We start from the raw sequence: 17,093 nt of genomic DNA, 5'->3' as shown, positions 1-17,093 counted from the left end.
TTCAATCGTGGTGAAACAGGGGCTCCAGCAGGCTTGGATCGGGTTTGCCGGCGGCGTCCAGCAGATCGGCGGCCAGCCAGCGCCTAGTATCCAGGCCGGGGGCCTGTTCCGGTGCCCATTCGCTGGCCAGATGGAACAGCTGGTTCAGACCGACGCCGGATTCGAAACAGGAAGAGACGATGACCTTGAGGCGCAGCTCGTGGGCCCGGGCCACCAGCGCCTCGCAATGGGCCAGCGAACCGAGCAGGGTCGGCTTGAGCACCAGGGCGCGCAGCTGGGGAATAGGCTCCCACGGCTTGCCCTGGGCCAGCAGCTCGTCGATGGCCACCGGCATGCTGGTGCGATTGGCCACGAAGGCGATGTCGGCAAAGTCGGCGCAGGGGTCTTCCAGATATTCGATCCGGTTTGGATCCAGATGACCGCAGAAGGCCCAGGCCTCCTCGCGGGTCCAGCCTTGGTTGGCGTCCAGCACCAGCTTGAGGGTGGGAATGCGGTCGCACAGCAGGCGGATCAGCGCCAGCTCGTCGCGCATGGGGTAACGGGCCACCTTCAGCTTGGCCTTGTTCGGGGTCTTGTGCAGCCAGTTCTTCCAGTTCTTCAGCAGCTCCTGGGGGGAGCCCTGAATAAGGGGATAGGGTTCGGGCAGCGGGGCTGTCTGGGCAGGCCAGCAGCGGCGGGCACAGTCCAGCCCGAATTGCACCGAAGGGAGCTGCGGGGCGATATCTTGCCCCGCAGCCAGCCGTTCCAGACAGGCGATGGCCTCGGCTTGCGCCTCGGCCAGGCTCTCGCGGGAGAAGCCGGGCAGGGGGGCGATTTCCCCCCAGCCGTCATCAACGCGAACCAGCAGGCCCTCTCGCGCCACCTCCACCTTGCCGTGAAAGGTCAGGGGCTGGGTAAAAGGCAGTTGGTAGCGATAGAGAGCGAGTGTCATCAGGGATTCCGCTTGTATTTGGAGAAGTCGGGACGGCGTTTCTCGTTGAACGCGTTGCGCCCTTCCTGACCCTCTTCGGTCATGTAGAACAGCATGGTGGCATTCCCCGCCAGCTCCTGCAAGCCGGCCTGGCCGTCGCAGTCGGCGTTGAGGGCGGCCTTCAGGCAGCGCAGCGCCATCGGGCTGTTCTGCAGCATCTCGCGGCACCAGCGCACGGTTTCACGCTCCAGCTCCGCCAGCGGCACGACGGTATTGACCAGCCCCATGTCGAGGGCTTGCTTGGCATCGTACATGCGGCAGAGGAACCAGATTTCGCGGGCCTTCTTCTGGCCGACGATGCGGGCCATGTAGGAGGCACCCCAGCCGCCGTCGAAGGAGCCCACTTTCGGGCCGGTCTGGCCGAACTGGGCGTTGTCGGCGGCGATGGTCAGATCGCACATCATGTGCAGCACGTGGCCGCCACCGACCGCATAGCCGGCCACCATGGCAACGACCGGTTTCGGGCAGGTGCGGATGTCGCGCTGGAAGTCGAGCACGTTGAGGTGATGGGTGCCCTCGTCATCGCGGTAGCCACCGTAGTCGCCACGGATCTTCTGGTCGCCACCGGCGCAGAAGGCTTTTTCACCGAAGCCGGTTAGGATGATGGTGCCGACCTGATCGTCGTAGCGGGCATCGGCCAGCGCCTGCAGCATCTCTTTGACGGTGCGGGGGCGGAAGGCGTTGCGCACCTGGGGGCGGTTGATGGTGATCTTGGCAATGCCATCGCCGGACTTGTGATAGAGGATGTCCTCGTAACCGGCGGAGCAATCACGCCACTCGACGGGGGCATAGAGTTCCGCTTCAGTCATTGCTTCAATCATGACGCTTCTCTTCTTGTTGTTGGTTGACCCACTCCGCGAGGAGCCGGGCAAAGGCCTCAGGCTGGTGGGCATGCAGGTTGTGGCCGCCATCCAGCTCCAAGTGGTTGATTTTGCTCTGCTGACTCGCCATGAGGCAAGCCAGCTGATGGAATTTGTGATCCCGCTTGCCGCTCACCCAGGTGACCGGCAGCGTGCCTTGCGCCAGCCAGGGGGCCAGGTTCGGCTGCTTGCCAAGGGAGGTGGCGCGCAGCATGGCGGCCACGGCCTGGCCGTCGTTGCCAAGGCGGTGGGCTATCTGGCGGGCGCGGGCAGCATCGTCCAGATCGGCGAACACCCCCTGCCGATACCAGTCCGCCAGCACGCTGGCCAGGGGCTCCTGCTCGAAGCGCCGGGCCCAGCTTTCGTCGTGGGCGAGGCGAGCCGGCCGCTCTGTCGGTGGCAGGCCGGGGTGGCAGTTCTCCAGCAGCAGGGCCTGCAACCCAGCCGGGGCCTGGCTGGCGTGATAGAGGGCGAGCCGCCCCCCCAGCGAATAGCCCGCCAACCGGTAGTGGTCGATGCCGCGCGCGGCCAGCTCGTCGCACAGCCAGCGATGGGCCTGCTCGAACCCTGCTACCCGCACAGCCTGGTTGCTGCCGTGACCCGGCAGATCCAGCGCCAGGCTGGGGAGGTCGGCCAGGGCTGCCTGCACGGGTTGCCAGTCGTTGGCATCGCCGAGCAGACCGTGCAGCAGCACCAGCGTCGGCTGGTCGGCACTAGCTGCCACGGATCGCGCTTCCCAGTGCCTTCAGATCCTCGGCGACTTCGCTGCTGGGGACCTTGATTTCAATCAGCGTTACCCCCTTTTCCAGCGCGGCGGCGTAGTCCCGCTCAAAGTCGGCGAGGGTAGTCGGCGCCCGGTAGTGGAGGCCGAACATGGTGGCGGCGTGCTCGAAGTGCAGGCCGTGGGGCAGGCAGTAGTAGGTCTCCAGCAGTGCGTCCTGGGTCGGCACCGGCAGCATGCGAAAGATGCTGCCGCCGTCGTTGTTGAGCAGGATCACCACCAGCGGCCGGCTCGCCTTGCCGAGCAGCGCCAGGCTGTTGAGATCGTGCAGGGCGCTGAGATCGCCGAGCAGCAGGGTGGTGGGCTCGTCGCTGCCCGGCTCGATCGATTGTGCGAAGCCGTAGGCGGTGGCGATGAGGCCGTCGATGCCGGAGGCGCCGCGGTTGGTCATCACCCGGCTAGGGCCCTTGCCCGCCTCGCCGAGCATGTCCATCAGCCGGGCCGGCATGCTGTTGCCAACGAACAGCTGGCCCCTGATCAGCTGGTTCAGGCGATGGCACACCCCGAGCTCGGAGAAACGCTCGCAGGCGCTGCGCACCTGCAGACTCACGGACTGCTGGCGCTCCGCCAGCCGGTGCCAGGGCAGGTGAGAATGCGCCACCGGATGGGCGGCGGCAAAGGCGTCGGGTTCGCACAGCAGGCGGCGGCGCAGCCGGTAGTCCGGGTCGAGCCGGGCTGGCTGCGGATCCACCAGCCAGTAATCCTGCCAGGAGTGCTGCTTGATGAACTGACCGAGTCGCTTGGAGATGAGACGGGCGCCAAATTGCAGCAGCACCTCGGCGCGGGCCAGTTCGGCCACGAAGCCGCTGTGTTGCAGGGCGAGATCGGCGTGCACCAGGTTGCGGCCATCAAAGCGCAGCTGGCTCTGCAGATCGGCCAGCAGGGGCCAGCCGAGCCGCTCGGCCAGGGCGGCGACTGCCTTGGCCTGGGCGGGATCCTGAATGCGGCCGGCGACGATGAGGCCGCGCTTGCCCTGCAGCTCGTCCCAGTCGGGTTGACGAGGGCAGGGGGCCTCGGCCTGCTGCCAGGGGCTCCAGGGCTCGGACGAGTGAAGCCAGTCGCCGAGGGGGGCCAGGTAGGCGGAAAAATCCAGGTACTCATCGCCCGGATAGAGGGGCTCCGGGTACATGCAGTTGAAGTGCACCGGCCCCGGCGTGCGCGCCTGCTGGGCCAGCGCCTGATCCACCGAGCTCAGCACGAAGGCGGCCGGGATGGTGGCGGTGGGGCTCGGCAGGTTCTGCTGATAGACGGGGTAGCGGCCGAAGATCCCCTGCTGGTCGATGGCCTGGTTGGCCCCGTTGTCGATGAGCTCGGGCGGCCGGTCGGCCGAGAGAATGATGAGCGACACGCCGGTGAGCTGGGCCTCGGCCACCGCCGGCCAGAGGTTGGCCACCGCGGTGCCCGAGGTCATGATCACCGCCACCGGGCGGCCACTGCCCTTGGCCAGCCCCAGCGCCATGAAGCCGAGGCCGCGCTCGTCAAAGTGCAGATGGCGGCGAAAGCCGGGGTGCGCGGCGGCCGCCATGGTGAGCGGCGCCGAGCGCGAGCCGGAGGCCAGTGCGATGTCGCGCACGCCGAGGCGAAAGAGTTCCTCCAGCAAGAGGGAAGACCAGACGTGGTTGAAGGTGGCATGGTGACTGGCGAACGCTTGGCTGGCAGACATGAGGCTCTCGTGGTGAGGAGTCGATGAGAAACGCTATCCCAGCAGGGAGAGCACATTGGCGATCTTGTTGTCGAGTTCGGCCCACTCGGCGGCAGGCTCGGATCCCGCGACGATACCGGCGCCGGCAAACAGGGTAATGGCCTGCGCCGTGATGCGGGCGCTGCGGATGGCGACCGAGAACTCGGAGGTCTCCTGGCTCAGCATGCCGCAGGCGCCGGCATACCAGCCGCGATCATAGGGCTCGCGTTCGCGGATGAAGGCCAACGCCGCCTCGCGCGGAGCGCCGCCCACCGCCGGGGTGGGGTGCAGCGCCTCCAGCAGTTGCCAGTCGCAGACGCCGGGCTTGAGTTCGGCCTCGATGTCGCACTTGAGGTGCTGCAGCAGCCGCAGTTTGAGAATGCGCGGCTCGGTCAGGGTGGCATCCGTGGTGAGCGGCGCCAGCCGGCTGAGGATGTCGGCGTGCACCAGCCGGTTTTCCAGCCGGTTCTTGCTGTCGGCCAGCAGCTCGGCGGCCAGCGCCGCGTCGGTCGCCTCGTCGCCGGAGCGGCGGATGGTGCCCGCCAGCGCCTCGGTGAAGAGGTGCTGCTGTTCGCGGCGGTAGAGCCGCTCGGGGGAGCAGGCGATGAAGCTCTGCTCGGGGGAAAACTGGAAGCCGAAGTGAAAGCAGTCCTGACCGTGCTGTGCCCAACTGGCCAGCAGCGACCAGGGGGCGACAGCCTGCGGCTCGGTGGCATTCGTCGCACCCTCATGGGTGAGCCGGCTCTGGCGCGACAGCACCACCTTGGGGGTGTGGGCTTGAAAGTCGGGGGCGGTCACCTGCTCGACCAGGGTCTGCCACTGGGGCTGGCTCGGACAATCTTCCCGCTGCCACGGGTGGCGGGCCAGCGGGGGCAGGGGCGCCTCCGGCTGGAGGGCGTCGAGGGCGGCGGCGGCGGCCTGCAGTTCGGCCTCGAAGGCATCGCCGCCGGTCTGCTCCGGCAGCCAGAGGTTGAGGCAGAGGGTGACGCACTCGCCACGGCGCACCAGCTCGATGCGGGGCAGCACGAAACGACAGGGGCCGAACCCCTGCCAGCCAGGCTGGGTGGGGTCGAATGCCAGTCCGCCATAGTAGCGAGGGCTGTCATCATGGGGCTGGCAGGTGTGCTCGCAGACCTGGCGGATCGCCCTGGGCTCGGTCAGCTCGCGCAGGCAGCCCAGTGCCACGTATTCGGGTTTGTCCTGTCCTCTGGCATGCCAATAGATGCGGGGATAGAGAGTCTGCGCCGCCAGCCAGCCCAGAAAGGAGCGAACCTCGATCGCGACGCGCAGTCGCACGAAGCCGCTGGCATTGCCATGACGCAGGGCGTCCAGTTGTTGCTTGATATGGGTCTGAGCCAACATGGATTTCGTCTATGAGCCGATAGTGACGGTCCATCCTGCAGAAGGATGCCGTTGGTTTATGCCAAAGGAGCGATTATTCCTATATATTATCTGCCCATTCGTCCATGTAAATCGCCCGGGGAGCCAACTCCCGAGGGGCCAAGTATACCGAAATCCGGTTCGATAACCCTTAACACGATCAATATCTGATTGTTTGGCCATCACAATATGACAAATACCTTATCTATTTGGTTGCTGGCGGCGCGTTTGCGAACGTTGCCGCTGGCGTGCTCCTCCATTTTGCTGGGATCTGGGCTTGCGGCCAGCCGCGGCGCCTTCGACGGCACCATCATGGCGCTCTCCCTGCTGACCGCCATTCTGCTGCAGATCCTCTCCAATCTGGCCAATGACTATGGGGATGCGGTATCCGGGGCGGACAATGGCGAGCGGATCGGCCCCCAGCGCGCCGTGGTCTCCGGCCTCATCACCCGCAAGCAGATGTGCGTGGCCATGGCGCTGACCGCGTTGGCCGCCGTGGTCAGCGGCCTCGCCCTGCTGGGCTGTGCCTTCGGCGATCAGTGGCTGCAGATCCTCACCTTCGTGTTGCTGGGCGGTGCCGCCATCGTGGCCGCCGTTACCTACACGGTGGGCAAGACCCCCTATGGCTATCGCGGCTTCGGCGACATCTCGGTGTTTCTCTTCTTCGGTCTGCTGGGGGTACTCGGCTCCTACTACCTGTTCACCAAGACCCTGCAGTGGGATCTGCTGCTGCCGGCCACCGCCTGCGGCCTGCTGGCGACCGCCGTGCTCAACATCAACAACGTGCGCGACATCGAGACCGACGCCGCCAGCGGCAAGATCACCCTGGCGGTGCGGCTCGGCCGCAACCGGGCCATCGCCTATCACTGGGTGCTGCTGGGAGCGGCGCTGCTGGCGACCATCGCCTTCATCCTGACCCAGCCTGCCAGCTTCTGGCCCTGGATCTTCCTGCCTGCCATGAAGCCGCTCACCGATGCCGCCAGAACCCTGCGCCAGAGCTTCGACGGTGAGGTGCTGACCGGTTCGCTCAAGAAGACCGCCATCAGCGCCTTCCTCTACAGCCTGCTGCTCTCCATCGGGCTGGCGCTATCCTGACGACCTTGTCTGGCAATGAAGAAAGGCTCCCGCAGGGGAGCCTTTTTGCTGGTTGGGGTATGCTGTCCGGCCATTCACTCATCGGCCAGGAGGGCCGCCATGCGCGACTCGCTCAAGCAGAAAATCATCCAGGTGTGCCAGCAGAAGATTGCCCAGAAGGGGGAGACGGTCGGCGTCTCCTTCTATGCGTTTTTTGCCAACCGCAATGACGACCCCGAGCTGCTGATGGAGGCGGCGACCTGGTGGATCCAGACCCAGCGCCTCGATCACTTCGAGAAGGCGAGGAAGATCCTCCAGCTGGTGAAGCTGGAGTAAAGATGGGTTGAAAACAAGCGGGCTCCCATTCGGGAGCCCGCTGGCTGGTGCGTCAGGTTGAGGTAACGCTAGCTGGCCCGTGCCAGCTTGGGAGCCCGACGGCGGGCGAAGAGCAGGCTGTCCAGCAGCCAGATCACCAGCATGGAGCCCCCCACCAGCGGGAAGCAGATGCCGAGCAGGATCAGCAGGGCAAGGGCGCCGCGCATGGGGGGCAGGGTGGTCGGCAGCGGCGGGGCGGCGAGGCGGCCCTGCGGACGACGGCTCCACCAGATCCAGAGCCCGCTCACCGAGCTCAGCAGCACCAGCAGGCAGATGAGCAGCATGGCGAGCTGATGCGGCCAGCCGTAGAGCTTGCCCATGTGCAGCATGACGCCGGTTTCCACCGTCTTGGCGACCGGGCCGTAGTCTTGCCAGCGCACGTCGGCCAATACCTTGCCACTGTATTGATCGATGTGCAGGGTGGCGTCGTTGCGCGGATCATCGGCAAAGATGGCGATGGTGTAGACACCGCTCGCCCCGGCCGGTGGCGTGATGCTGTAGCCCGGCGTGACCTGGCGCGCAGCGGCGATCTCCACCACCTGCTGCAGCGGGATGCGGTGCTCCGCCATCACCATGCCGTCATGCTCGCCACCGTGCCCCATGGCGCTGTGGTCGTGGGCCTTGGGCTCGGTCGAGCTGGGGATAGGGGTGTTCTCCACCGCCCAGGGCACGGTCTGCTGGTGGGCATGGTTGAGGCTGCGGGCCAGGGGCGCCGACTTGGGCACCTCGTTCCACATGGCGGCCGGGAAGCGGTTCCAGACGGCGGCAAACTGATCGCCCCAGAAACCGGTCCAGGTCATGCCGCTCAAGAGCAGCAGCAGCAGGAAACCGGCCCCCCAGAAGCCGACCACGGCGTGCAGGTCGCGCCACCAGAGCCGGCCACGCTGGCTCCAGCGAGGCCACAGGATGCCGCCAACCCCTGGCCCCTTGCGTGGCCACCAGAGATAGAGCCCGCTCAGGAGCAGCACTATGCCCCAGCCGGCGGCCAGCTCGATCAGCCTATCTCCGGTGGTGCCGAGCAGCAGATCGGCGTGCAGGGCGCGCGCCACCGCCTGCAGATTCCACTTGTTGTCCATGGTGCCGAGCAGGGCGCCGCTGGCGGGATCGAGGAACAGGGTCAGCTCGCTGCCCCCCTGGCGGACGATGAACTGGGCGCTGGCCTCCGGGCCTGTGGGGGGCAGGTATTTGCTCAGGCTGGCGTCCGGCATCGCCGCCATCGCCTTGACCAGCAGCTGGTCGGCGCTGAGCGGTTGGCTGACGGAGACGACCTTCATCAGCTCGGGATACATGAGGTTGTCGAGCTGGGGCTTGAACAGATAGACGATCCCGGTCAGCGAGAGCAGGATCAGGAAGGGGGCGACGAAGAGACCCGCATAGAAGTGCCAGCGCCAGATGCGCTGATAGTGGTTCGCGTCCCGATTTTTCATCTCTGTTCCTTGCGCCGTGAATTAACGTTTCAGTTGGTGGAATGTTGGTGGCGGCGCGGATGATAACAGCAACGTTTTATTAACTGCAACAGAACATGAGGGCTGGCCGTGGAGGTAGCCGAGTGCACGCAGAACCGGTTTGCCGCCGGTCAGAAGGTGGCGCAAACCCCTCTGGGCGAACCTGTCAAAATGGACTTTTGGCAGAGAGATCATTACCTTGTTGCAACATAAGAGAGTGCTTGCACGGCGAAGAATCCAGGGAAGGAGGCAGACGTGAAGTTGCGACCCCACGGCCATTTCGAGATGCAGCGACAGGGCCAGGTGCTGATCTGCCGGCCGAGCGGCCCCTTCAATCTGGCGGGGGCCATGGCCTATGAGGCGCAGTTCAGCCAGCAGATCGCCAGCCTGAGTGCCGGGCCCTGGGGCATAGTCGAGGTGGCGACCGAATTCGAGGCGGCCGGGCCCGAGGTGCTTGCCCGTTTTCGCCGTCAGTTCGAGTGGTGCGCCAACAACGGCTGCGCCTTTCTGGCGGTGGTGCTGGCGGGCAGTTTCAAGCAGTATCTGGCGGATCAGGTATTCAGCGGGTTGCCGTTTCAGGGGATCCGTTACTTCGAGCAGACCGACGAGGCGCTGCACTGGCTGGAGCAGCAACTGGCCGGGCTAGTCTGACCGCACATCATCGCGGTGAGTGCGATCGAGGGGCGGCTCAATCTAGCTTGATAAACCACTTGTCCCATTCGTCGATACAGTCCGGTTCACCCATCTCGAATTCACGGCAGATAAGGGGGCGCACCTCATGGATGCGGCACATCATCGCGGTGAGTGCGATCGAGGGGCGGCTCAATCGAGCTTGATAAACCACTTGTCCCGTTCGTCGATACAGTCCGGCTCACCCATCTCGAATTCCCGGCAGATCAGGGGGCGCACCTCATGGATGCGGCACATCATCGCGGTGAGTGCGATCGAGGGGCGGCTCACTCGAGCTTGATAAACCACTTGTCCCGCTCGTCGATACAGTCCGGTTCACCCATCTCGAACTCACGACAGATCAGGGGGCGTACCTCGTAGATGCGGCACATCATGGTGTTGCGATCGAGCGCCGCACACCAGCCATCTTCCAGCCGGTGCATTACCGGCACCTCGCCTTCCCGCTCTTCCACATAGCGATCCGGCACGCCGGTATCGGTAAACAGCATCACCTCGAGGCGGCAGCAGCAGGCCTCGCAGTTCTGGCAGCTCACATCTGGGGTCGTCATGGCACCTGCCTTGTTCTCATGGGCACGGATAAATATGAAACAGGCGCCGCTGGGGCGCCTGTGGTCTGAACCTTAGCCCAGTTTGCGGGCACGGTAGCTGCGCCCCTTGATCTTGCCTTCCTGCAGTCGCTTGAGCGCAGCCTTGGCCACGCCCTGCTTGACCGCCACGTAGGAGTACTGCTCGGCGATCTGGATCTTGCCCACATCGCTGCCGGCAATGCCGCCTTCGCCGGTCAGGGCGCCCAGGATGTCACCGGCGCGCACCTTGCTCTTGCGGCCCGCATCGATGGAGAGGGTCACCATCTGCGGGGCTATGGGTTTGATGGCGCGGCCGATGGCATCGAGATCCCCCAGCGGCAGCGGGGCCTGCTGGTACTCCTCGATGATGTTGACGCGCTGGGCCTCGTTCGGCTGATAGAGGCTCAGGGCCAGGCCCTGCTGGCCGGCGCGGCCGGTCCGACCGATGCGGTGCACGTGCACCTCGGGGTCATAGGTGAGCTCGTAGTTGATGACGGCGCCCAGCTCCTTGATATCCAGCCCGCGGGCCGCCACGTCGGTGGCCACCAGTATGGTGGCGCTGCCGTTGGCGAAGCGCACCAGCACCTGATCCCGCTCGCGCTGCTCCAGATCGCCGTTCAGCGCCAGGGCCGAGAAGCCCTTGGCGGCCAGGTGATCGGCCACGTCGTTGCAGGCCCGCTTGGTGTTGCAGAACACCACGCAGGAGCCCGGCTGATAGTGACTGAGCAGCCAGCCGAGGGCCTCGAGGCGCTGACCGGCCGGCACTTCATACAGCTTCTGTTCGATGGCGCTCTCCTCGTGCAGGGACTCCACGCTCACCTCGACCGGGTTGCGCTGCACGCCACGGCTCATCTGGGCGATCCCTTCCGGATAGGTGGCGGAGAAGAGCAGGGTCTGTCGATCCCGCGGGGCGTGGCTGATGACCCGGTTGATGTCTTCGCCAAAGCCCATGTCCAGCATGCGATCCGCTTCGTCCAGCACCAGCGTCTTGAGGCTGTCGAGCGCCAGGGTGCCCTGCTCCAGGTGCTTGAGGATCCGGCCCGGGGTGCCGACGGCGATATGGGCACCGAAGCTCAGGGTGGCCGATTGCGGTGCGGTCGGAGTGCCGCCGCACAGGGTCACCAGCTTGACGTTGGGCAGGGTACGGGCGAGACGACGGATCTCGGTGGCAACCTGATCCGCCAGCTCGCGAGTCGGGCAGAGTACCAGCGCCTGTACCTCGAGCCGGTTGACGTCGAGGTTGGCGAGCAGGCCGAGGCCGAAGGCCGCGGTCTTGCCGCTGCCGGTTTTTGCCTTGGCGATCAAGTCTTTGCCGTCGAGTACCAGGGGCAGGCTCTGGGCCTGGATCGGGGTCATCTGCAGATAACCCAGGCTGGCGAGGTTCTCGAGCAGGGCGGGGGAGAGGTTCAGGCTGCTAAATTCGTTGTTCACAAAAGGACTCTATATGGGAGAAAACGGGCTGCGCCGGGCGCAAGGGCGCGCATTGTACCAGAATCCGCCGTTGGATGTGCTGCAAATTTGAGCGACTGCTTCTGTTCGTGACTGTCAGCCCGGTGGCAAGGGGCCGGCTCACCGACCGCCCCCTGGCAATCCGGAGCAGCGGTTCGTGGTCGCGGAAATATGTATTTGGCTCCGTCAGTATTCATCGCAAATAAGATAAACGTTTTTCACCCTGCCTTGATTAAATAAATTTGTCGTAAATTTGTTCTGACCACTTCTACGTGGCCTTGCGAGTATTAAGTGAATGTAATTAAGCTGTAAAAACAGGACTTTACAAATACCTGATTTATTTTTAAGTGATTGTTTATATTGTATTTTGTTATTTATTGAACAATGATTGGATGCTTGTGTGAGCGTTTAATTAATTTAAAAACGTTTGTATTATCCAACATGCATATTTTTACCGCAGATTGTGATGGCTATCTGAATTTTTAAATATGCAAATGTCTATGATGGCGCCGGTCAAAAATTACAATTCACTCAGGTGCTACAGGTATGGAATACGTTCACTTTGTGCTCGGACTCGTCATGGTCCTCGCTCTGGCGTTGCTGGCAAACCGCCGCAACTGGAAACTGATCAAGCCGCGCTATATCGGCCAACTGCTGGTCGTCGAACTGGCGCTGGCCTGGTTCATGCTGAACTCCGAAGTGGGTCTGGCGGTAGTGGGTGGCTTTGCCGCCGGCTTCACCAAGCTGATGGAGTTTGCCAAACAGGGTACCGACTTCGTGTTCGGCGGCCTGGTCAATGAAGGGGCCTTCTCCTTCTTCCTGATGGTGCTGATGCCCATCGTCTTCATCTCTGTGCTGATCGGCATCCTGCAGTACATCCGTCTGCTGCCGCTGGTGATCCGCGGCATCGGTACCGTGCTGGCCAAGATCAACGGCATGGGCAAGCTGGAATCCTTCAACGCCATCAGCTCCATGATCGTCGGCCAGTCCGAGAACTTCATCGCGCTCAAGAACATACTGCCGCACCTGAACGAGAAGCAGATGTACACCCTGGCCGCTACCGCCATGTCCACCGTCTCCATGTCCATCGTCGGTGCCTACATGCAGCTGATCGAGCCGCGCTACGTGGTCGCCGCCCTGGTGCTCAACATGTTCAGCACCTTCGTCGTGCTGTCCCTCATCAACCCCTACGAGCCGGACAATACCGTGACCGACGCCAAGGCGCTGTCCGAGGGTGACGAGCACCACACCCCGAAGAAAGAGAACTTCTTCGAGATGCTGGGCGAGTACATCATGGCCGGTTTCACCGTGGCGGTGATCGTGGGTGCCATGCTGGTGGGCTTCATCGCCCTGATCGCCCTCATCAACTACCTGTTCGAGATGGCGTTCGGCGTCAACTTCCAGCACGTCATGGGCTACATCTTCTACCCCATCGCCTGGATCCTGGGCATCCCGGGCAGTGAAGCGCTGCAGGCCGGTTCCATCATGGCGACCAAGCTGGTGACCAACGAGTTCGTGGCCATGATGGATCTGGGCAAGATCGCGGCCCAGCTCTCTCCGCGCACCGTCGGCATCCTCTCCATCTTCATGGTGTCGTTCGCCAACTTCAGCTCCATCGGCATCATCGCCGGTGCGGTGAAGGCGCTGAATGAAGAGAAGGGCAACATGGTCTCCCGCTTCGGTCTGAAGCTGGTGTACGGCTCCACCCTAGTGAGCCTGCTCTCCGCCGTGATCGCCGGTGTGATGCTGTAAGCCATCCACCCGCTCTCACCACGACAACCCCCTGCCTCGGCAGGGGGTTGTTTTTTTGGCGGCCGACCACCTAGCCGGGCCAGTGGGCCCAGTAACCGGCGGCCAGCAGGGTGAGGGTGCAAAAGCCGGTCTCGAGGGCGCCGCCGCTTCTGAGTGGCCAGCCCGGCAGCCGGTAGCGGCGCTTGCTGGGCCAGAAGAGCGGGATGCCGGCCGGGGTGAGCCAGTCCCCCAGCAGGTGGCTGAGGTAGCCGATGATGAGGGCATCCTTGACCCCGACCGGCAGGGTGTCGGGCGGCAACTGCTGGTTGAGCCCCCAGATGGCGACCGCCACCGCCAGCAGGCTGTGGGTGAAGCCGCGATGACCGAACAGGCGAGAGAGGGGTTTCGAGATCCAGGGCAGCCGCTGCCCCAATACCGACTTGGGGTGGTCGAGGTCGGGCAGCAGGGCGCTGGCCAGGGCGGCGGGCACGGTCTGCCACAGGCTGGTGTCGGCCAGGGCCGGCGTCAGCTGGAGTTTGTGGGCGATCAGGGTGCAGGTAACGGAAAACAGCAGGTGCCCTTGGGCGGTCATGATGGCTACGACATGGGAAAATGGCGGCGCATCTTACCAGTGTCGCGGGCCATTGCAGCAAAAAACCGGGGCCCGGCGGGCGGCCCGGTCATTAACTGCGCGGATCTTCCACCTTGGTGTCGGCGGGCACCCGTTTCTTGCCCAGCACCATGGCGCGTACCAGGTCGCTGCGGGTGAGGCGATCGGTCAGGATCACCACGGCCGCATGGACACCGACGGCGGCCATCAGGGTGTTGGCAAGGATGCCGTGCAGCTCCTCCAGCCAGTCCTCGCCCCAGAAGGCATCCCAGGTGGTGAGCCAGCCGGTGACCACGGTGCCGACCAGAGACAGCAGCAGCAGCCAGATCATCAGGGCGCCGACCGGGTTGTGGCCGAGGTAGTAGGGGTGATGCCCGCTGGCCAGCTGGCGCAGGTAGTAGCGCACCCGGGCCGGGGTTGGCCACCACTGGCCGAAGCGGGCGTAATGAGGGCCGATCAGCCCCCACAGCAGGCGGATGATGAGCAGGATGCCCACCGCGTAGCCGGCGTACTTGTGGAGCTTGCTCCCCTCTTCCAGGATGAAGAAGTTGAGCAGGCAGAGGGTGACGGTAGCCCAGTGAAATACCCGGATGAGGGGATCCCAGACTTTCACTTCAGAGGTAGGGGTCATGGCAAGGCTCCAAGGCTGGGGCCGGCGCATTGCCGGCCCAACGCGGCGTTATTCGTCGATCTCTTCTTTCACTTTCTTCAGATCGGTCGGGTCGAAGTAGATCTCGACCTTGCGCTTATCCTTGTCCCAACCGTAAATCTCGTAGCAGTTGGTCTCGGTGACCTTGAACTTCTTGATGTCATAGCCCATCGCCTTGATCTGCTGTTGGGCGTCGGCTTCGCTCATCCACTTGCTCTTGTCGGCCTGGGTGCATTGGGGATCGGCCAGGGCTGCGCCGCTCAACAGAGGGATCAGTAACAACAGGGGGGTCAGTTTCATTGCTTGCTCCTTGCGGGTGGTTGGGTCAACAGCCACAAGGTTAGTTCAGCTCCCTTAAGAAAGAATTAAGCGCAGAAGGGGATGAACGGGTCTCCCCGGCAGGGTGCCGGGGAGCGGGCTCAGCTCAGCTTGCCCCTGACCAGCCACTTGTCCAGCGCGTTGGCGAAGCGCTGCTTGTCGGCCGCGTTGAGGGGGGCCGGGCCGCCGGTCTGGACCCCGGCCGAGCGCAGCTCTTCCATGAAGTTGCGCATGCCGAGCCGCGCCTTGATGGTCTCGCGGGTGTAGATCTCGCCGCGGGGATTGAGCGCCTCGCCGCCGGCATCGATCACCAGGGCGGCGAGGGGGATGTCGCCGGTGATCACCAGATCGCCGGGTTTGACCTGCTGGGCGATGACATGATCTGCCACATCGAAGCCCTTCTCCACCTGCTGGGTCTTGATGAAGGGGGAGGGGGGCACCCGCAGCCCCTGATTGGCCACCAGGGTTGTCACCACCTGGGCGCGGTGGGCGGCACGGTAGAGGATCTCCTTGACCGGAATGGGGCAGGCATCGGCATCAACCCAGATGGGCATGGCAGGGCTTCCTGTGTCTGAAACGAGTGGCGCATCTTAGCACGGCCGGGGGCGGCCGGCTGCCCCGGGGCTGAGTCGGGTCCGGCTTTGGTGTAAGCTGGGCCGATGAACATGAGCGAGAAGGACGAGCAGATGGATCGGGTGCCCAGTGACGTGATTTATGGCCTGACCCTGGATGGCAGGGGGGGCATGCAGCCGCTGGCGGCGGGCAGCGAGATTCCGGCAGCGCAGCCGGGTTGGCTGCATCTGGACTATGGCAACCCGGAGGCGGCGCGCTGGCTGTTGCAGACGCCGCTGCTGGGTGACGCGGCACGCGAATCCCTGCTCGGCCAGAGCAATCGCCCCAAGCTGGTGCGGATGGGCGAGACGGTGCTGCTGATCCTGCGCGGCATCAACCACAACAAGGATCACAGGCCCGAAGAGATGGTGGCGCTGCGGATCTTCATCACGCCGGACCTCATCATCAGCAGTCGGCGGCGGCCGCTGCTGTCGGAAAAAGATGTCTTCGAACAGCTGAAGCAGGGGGGCGGCGCCGACACCCCGGCCGACTGGCTGGTGGAGATCTGCGACGCCCTGACCGATCGGGCCGGAGAGTTCGTCGAGGAGCTGCACGATCAGATCCTGGATCTGGAAGAGCAGGTGCTGATGCGCGACCTGCCCGCCAACGGTAGGCTGGCGCTGATCCGCAAGCAGCTTATCATGATCCGCCGCTACCTCTCGCCGCAGCGGGATCTGGTGGCGCGCCTCGCCAACGAGAAGATCAGCTGGCTGGACGAGGACGACCGGCGCCGCCTGCTCGACATCGCCGATCGGCTGCGGCGCTGGCTCGACGATCTGGATGCCGGGGTGGCGCGCACCGCCGTGCTGGCGGACGAGATCAACAACCTGATGGCGGAGGCGACCAACCGCCGCGCCTACCAGATGTCGGTGATGGCGCTGCTGTTTCTGCCCGCCAGCTTCCTGACCGGCCTGTTCGGCATCAACCTGGGAGGCATCCCCGGAGCCGAGAGCCCGACCGCCTTCTGGATCTTCTGCGGATCCCTGGTGGCGCTGGCCGCCGGGCTGGCGGTCTGGCTCAAACACAGACGCTGGTGGTAAGGAGCCGACATGACCACATGGGAATCTTTTGGCGTGACCCTGCTGCTGTTGCTGGGCCACACCCTCATTCGCGGCCTCATTCACAAGAGCCTGATGGCCCTCGGCCAGAGCCGGCAGGTGAGCGAGAACCGGGTGCTCTACGTGGAGCACGTGTTCCACTTCCTGCTCGGTTGCGCCACCCTGCTGATCCTGGCAGGGGTGTGGGGGCTCGACTTCTCGCGGCTGGTGGTGCTGGCCTCCTCCTTCTTCGCTGTGCTGGGGGTCGCCATGGTGGCGCAGTGGTCGATCCTCTCCAACATCACCGCCAGCATCACCATCTTCTTCGCCTTCCCCTACCGGATTGGCGATCGGATCCGGATCCTCGACAAGGATGATTCCGTCACCGGGGTCATCACCGAGATCGGTCTCTTCTACGTGCGGGTGCGCGATGACAACGGCGATCTGGTCACCTATCCCGCCAACCTGATCCTGCAAAAGCCGGTCAGACGGCTGGAGGGCAAGGGGGCTGACCCCCTGCAACCGGAATGAGAAAAGGCTCCCGTGGGAGCCTTTTTTGCGCCTGCCAGCTTCTCAGCGTTCGAAGAAGCGGTAGAGGTGCTCGATCTGGATCGGGCAGTCCGCCACCAGATGCACATGCTGGCGGGCCTCTTCGACCGAGCCGAAGCTGAGGGGGCAACCCAGGGTGTCGGTCATCTCGTACAGTTTGCCGTCCTGTCCCCTGAACTCAACGATCCAGCCGGGCAGGATGGCATCCTGCAGGATCTCGGCTTCCTTGAAGGCTTGTTGCTGGTAGAGCAGACGAAGTTCATTGACTGTCATGACATCCTCCCGTGACGCTTGATGCCACTTCAAGTCTAGTGGT

20 protein-coding genes are annotated in these 17,093 nt (G+C 64.2%); 6 read left to right on the top strand and 14 right to left on the bottom strand.

The features are described 5' to 3' along the window. Position 1: 1 nt before the first annotated feature. The 5 genes from menC to BN1143_RS17260 are packed head-to-tail and all read right to left on the bottom strand — an operon-like array spanning position 2 to position 5,654. Positions 2-931: an o-succinylbenzoate synthase gene (menC, locus tag BN1143_RS17280; protein ID WP_042051503.1), complete on the bottom strand. Its 930-nt coding sequence runs from the start codon at positions 929-931 to the stop codon at positions 2-4. Further along, positions 931-1,791 carry a 1,4-dihydroxy-2-naphthoyl-CoA synthase gene (gene menB, locus BN1143_RS17275; protein WP_005308376.1) on the bottom strand — a complete coding sequence of 287 codons (861 nt, stop codon included), beginning with the start codon at positions 1,789-1,791 and terminating at the stop codon, positions 931-933. The genes menC and menB overlap by 1 nt, the downstream gene beginning before the upstream one ends. After that, a complete protein-coding gene (gene menH / locus BN1143_RS17270) occupies positions 1,784-2,554 on the bottom strand; it encodes a 2-succinyl-6-hydroxy-2,4-cyclohexadiene-1-carboxylate synthase (RefSeq protein WP_042051502.1) in 771 nt (256 codons plus the stop codon). Before menH ends, menB begins: the two co-directional genes overlap by 8 nt. Next, complete coding sequence (gene menD, locus BN1143_RS17265; RefSeq protein ID WP_042051501.1) at positions 2,544-4,274, bottom strand: 2-succinyl-5-enolpyruvyl-6-hydroxy-3-cyclohexene-1-carboxylic-acid synthase; 1,731 nt, start codon at positions 4,272-4,274, stop codon at positions 2,544-2,546. Before menD ends, menH begins: the two co-directional genes overlap by 11 nt. A gap of 33 nt (positions 4,275-4,307) precedes the next feature. Continuing rightward, positions 4,308-5,654: an isochorismate synthase gene (locus BN1143_RS17260; RefSeq protein ID WP_042051500.1), complete on the bottom strand. Its 1,347-nt coding sequence runs from the start codon at positions 5,652-5,654 to the stop codon at positions 4,308-4,310. Between the two features lie 207 nt (positions 5,655-5,861). Here BN1143_RS17260 and BN1143_RS17255 point away from each other — a divergent pair, with 207 nt between their 5' ends. After that, the gene (locus BN1143_RS17255; protein WP_005308387.1) at positions 5,862-6,767 is read left to right on the top strand and encodes a 1,4-dihydroxy-2-naphthoate polyprenyltransferase; all 906 of its coding nucleotides are present in this window, start codon (positions 5,862-5,864) and stop codon (positions 6,765-6,767) included. Between the two features lie 99 nt (positions 6,768-6,866). Next, a complete protein-coding gene (locus BN1143_RS17250; RefSeq protein WP_042051499.1) occupies positions 6,867-7,082 on the top strand; it encodes a DUF6500 family protein in 216 nt (71 codons plus the stop codon). 68 nt (positions 7,083-7,150) lie between these two features. On the opposite strand, the gene BN1143_RS17245 is transcribed toward BN1143_RS17250, so the two are convergent. Beyond that, complete coding sequence (locus tag BN1143_RS17245) at positions 7,151-8,548, bottom strand: PepSY-associated TM helix domain-containing protein (protein WP_042051498.1); 1,398 nt, start codon at positions 8,546-8,548, stop codon at positions 7,151-7,153. Between the two features lie 273 nt (positions 8,549-8,821). Here BN1143_RS17245 and BN1143_RS17240 point away from each other — a divergent pair, with 273 nt between their 5' ends. Continuing rightward, positions 8,822-9,217: a hypothetical protein gene (locus BN1143_RS17240; protein WP_017765203.1), complete on the top strand. Its 396-nt coding sequence runs from the start codon at positions 8,822-8,824 to the stop codon at positions 9,215-9,217. Positions 9,218-9,388: 171 nt separating this feature from the next. Here BN1143_RS17240 and BN1143_RS22470 read toward each other — a convergent pair whose 3' ends face one another. The 3 genes from BN1143_RS22470 to dbpA form a co-directional block, all read right to left on the bottom strand. Then, a complete protein-coding gene (locus BN1143_RS22470) occupies positions 9,389-9,526 on the bottom strand; it encodes a hypothetical protein (protein WP_156141315.1) in 138 nt (45 codons plus the stop codon). Next, entirely contained in the window at positions 9,523-9,804 is a 282-nt protein-coding gene (locus BN1143_RS17235; protein ID WP_042051496.1) for a YkgJ family cysteine cluster protein, read from the bottom strand. The genes BN1143_RS22470 and BN1143_RS17235 overlap by 4 nt, the downstream gene beginning before the upstream one ends. Before the next feature lie 72 nt (positions 9,805-9,876). Continuing rightward, positions 9,877-11,253 carry an ATP-dependent RNA helicase DbpA gene (gene dbpA, locus BN1143_RS17230; RefSeq protein WP_042051495.1) on the bottom strand — a complete coding sequence of 459 codons (1,377 nt, stop codon included), beginning with the start codon at positions 11,251-11,253 and terminating at the stop codon, positions 9,877-9,879. Positions 11,254-11,817: 564 nt separating this feature from the next. Between dbpA and BN1143_RS17225 the strand changes: the two genes are divergently transcribed. Then, entirely contained in the window at positions 11,818-13,023 is a 1,206-nt protein-coding gene (locus tag BN1143_RS17225) for a NupC/NupG family nucleoside CNT transporter (protein WP_005308404.1), read from the top strand. 70 nt (positions 13,024-13,093) lie between these two features. Here BN1143_RS17225 and BN1143_RS17220 read toward each other — a convergent pair whose 3' ends face one another. The 4 genes from BN1143_RS17220 to BN1143_RS17205 form a co-directional block, all read right to left on the bottom strand. Next, on the bottom strand, positions 13,094-13,594 hold the full coding sequence (locus BN1143_RS17220) for a metal-dependent hydrolase (protein ID WP_042051494.1): 501 nt from the start codon (positions 13,592-13,594) through the stop codon (positions 13,094-13,096). A 91-nt stretch (positions 13,595-13,685) separates the two neighbouring features. Beyond that, the gene (locus tag BN1143_RS17215) at positions 13,686-14,243 is read right to left on the bottom strand and encodes a cytochrome b/b6 domain-containing protein (protein WP_005308410.1); all 558 of its coding nucleotides are present in this window, start codon (positions 14,241-14,243) and stop codon (positions 13,686-13,688) included. A gap of 48 nt (positions 14,244-14,291) precedes the next feature. After that, positions 14,292-14,561 carry a PepSY domain-containing protein gene (locus tag BN1143_RS17210; protein ID WP_017785821.1) on the bottom strand — a complete coding sequence of 90 codons (270 nt, stop codon included), beginning with the start codon at positions 14,559-14,561 and terminating at the stop codon, positions 14,292-14,294. 119 nt (positions 14,562-14,680) lie between these two features. Further along, positions 14,681-15,133 (bottom strand): YaiI/YqxD family protein, encoded by a 453-nt coding sequence (locus BN1143_RS17205; protein WP_005308419.1) that lies wholly within the window; start codon positions 15,131-15,133, stop codon positions 14,681-14,683. Between the two features lie 105 nt (positions 15,134-15,238). On the opposite strand from BN1143_RS17205, the gene zntB reads away from it, so the two are divergent. After that, a complete protein-coding gene (zntB, locus tag BN1143_RS17200) occupies positions 15,239-16,231 on the top strand; it encodes a zinc transporter ZntB (RefSeq protein WP_010635250.1) in 993 nt (330 codons plus the stop codon). Between the two features lie 9 nt (positions 16,232-16,240). Beyond that, positions 16,241-16,759: a mechanosensitive ion channel domain-containing protein gene (locus tag BN1143_RS17195; protein WP_005308424.1), complete on the top strand. Its 519-nt coding sequence runs from the start codon at positions 16,241-16,243 to the stop codon at positions 16,757-16,759. A 42-nt stretch (positions 16,760-16,801) separates the two neighbouring features. Here BN1143_RS17195 and BN1143_RS17190 read toward each other — a convergent pair whose 3' ends face one another. Then, complete coding sequence (locus tag BN1143_RS17190) at positions 16,802-17,050, bottom strand: Rieske (2Fe-2S) protein (RefSeq protein WP_005308429.1); 249 nt, start codon at positions 17,048-17,050, stop codon at positions 16,802-16,804. Between the last annotated feature and the right edge of the window lie 43 nt (positions 17,051-17,093).

The sequence above is a fragment of the Aeromonas dhakensis genome (assembly GCF_000820305.1).
Classification (GTDB): Bacteria; Pseudomonadota; Gammaproteobacteria; order Enterobacterales; family Aeromonadaceae; genus Aeromonas; species Aeromonas dhakensis.
The sequence above is the reverse complement of the archived record's forward strand: the minus strand, read 5'-3'. Positions and strand labels throughout refer to the sequence as shown.

Excerpts from the sequence above, each read along its gene's own strand:
- menC (WP_042051503.1), bottom strand. The coding sequence starts at position 931 with ATGACACTCGCTCTCTATCGCTACCAACTGCCTTTTACCCAGCCCCTG.
- menB (WP_005308376.1), bottom strand. The coding sequence starts at position 1,791 with ATGATTGAAGCAATGACTGAAGCGGAACTCTATGCCCCCGTCGAGTGG.
- menD (WP_042051501.1), bottom strand. The coding sequence starts at position 4,274 with ATGTCTGCCAGCCAAGCGTTCGCCAGTCACCATGCCACCTTCAACCAC.
- BN1143_RS17260 (WP_042051500.1), bottom strand. The coding sequence starts at position 5,654 with ATGTTGGCTCAGACCCATATCAAGCAACAACTGGACGCCCTGCGTCAT.
- BN1143_RS17255 (WP_005308387.1), top strand. The coding sequence starts at position 5,862 with ATGACAAATACCTTATCTATTTGGTTGCTGGCGGCGCGTTTGCGAACG.
- BN1143_RS17250 (WP_042051499.1), top strand. The coding sequence starts at position 6,867 with ATGCGCGACTCGCTCAAGCAGAAAATCATCCAGGTGTGCCAGCAGAAG.
- BN1143_RS17245 (WP_042051498.1), bottom strand. The coding sequence starts at position 8,548 with ATGAAAAATCGGGACGCGAACCACTATCAGCGCATCTGGCGCTGGCAC.
- BN1143_RS17235 (WP_042051496.1), bottom strand. The coding sequence starts at position 9,804 with ATGACGACCCCAGATGTGAGCTGCCAGAACTGCGAGGCCTGCTGCTGC.
- BN1143_RS17225 (WP_005308404.1), top strand. The coding sequence starts at position 11,818 with ATGGAATACGTTCACTTTGTGCTCGGACTCGTCATGGTCCTCGCTCTG.
- BN1143_RS17220 (WP_042051494.1), bottom strand. The coding sequence starts at position 13,594 with ATGACCGCCCAAGGGCACCTGCTGTTTTCCGTTACCTGCACCCTGATC.
- BN1143_RS17215 (WP_005308410.1), bottom strand. The coding sequence starts at position 14,243 with ATGACCCCTACCTCTGAAGTGAAAGTCTGGGATCCCCTCATCCGGGTA.
- BN1143_RS17210 (WP_017785821.1), bottom strand. The coding sequence starts at position 14,561 with ATGAAACTGACCCCCCTGTTGTTACTGATCCCTCTGTTGAGCGGCGCA.
- BN1143_RS17205 (WP_005308419.1), bottom strand. The coding sequence starts at position 15,133 with ATGCCCATCTGGGTTGATGCCGATGCCTGCCCCATTCCGGTCAAGGAG.
- zntB (WP_010635250.1), top strand. The coding sequence starts at position 15,239 with ATGAACATGAGCGAGAAGGACGAGCAGATGGATCGGGTGCCCAGTGAC.
- BN1143_RS17195 (WP_005308424.1), top strand. The coding sequence starts at position 16,241 with ATGACCACATGGGAATCTTTTGGCGTGACCCTGCTGCTGTTGCTGGGC.
- BN1143_RS17190 (WP_005308429.1), bottom strand. The coding sequence starts at position 17,050 with ATGACAGTCAATGAACTTCGTCTGCTCTACCAGCAACAAGCCTTCAAG.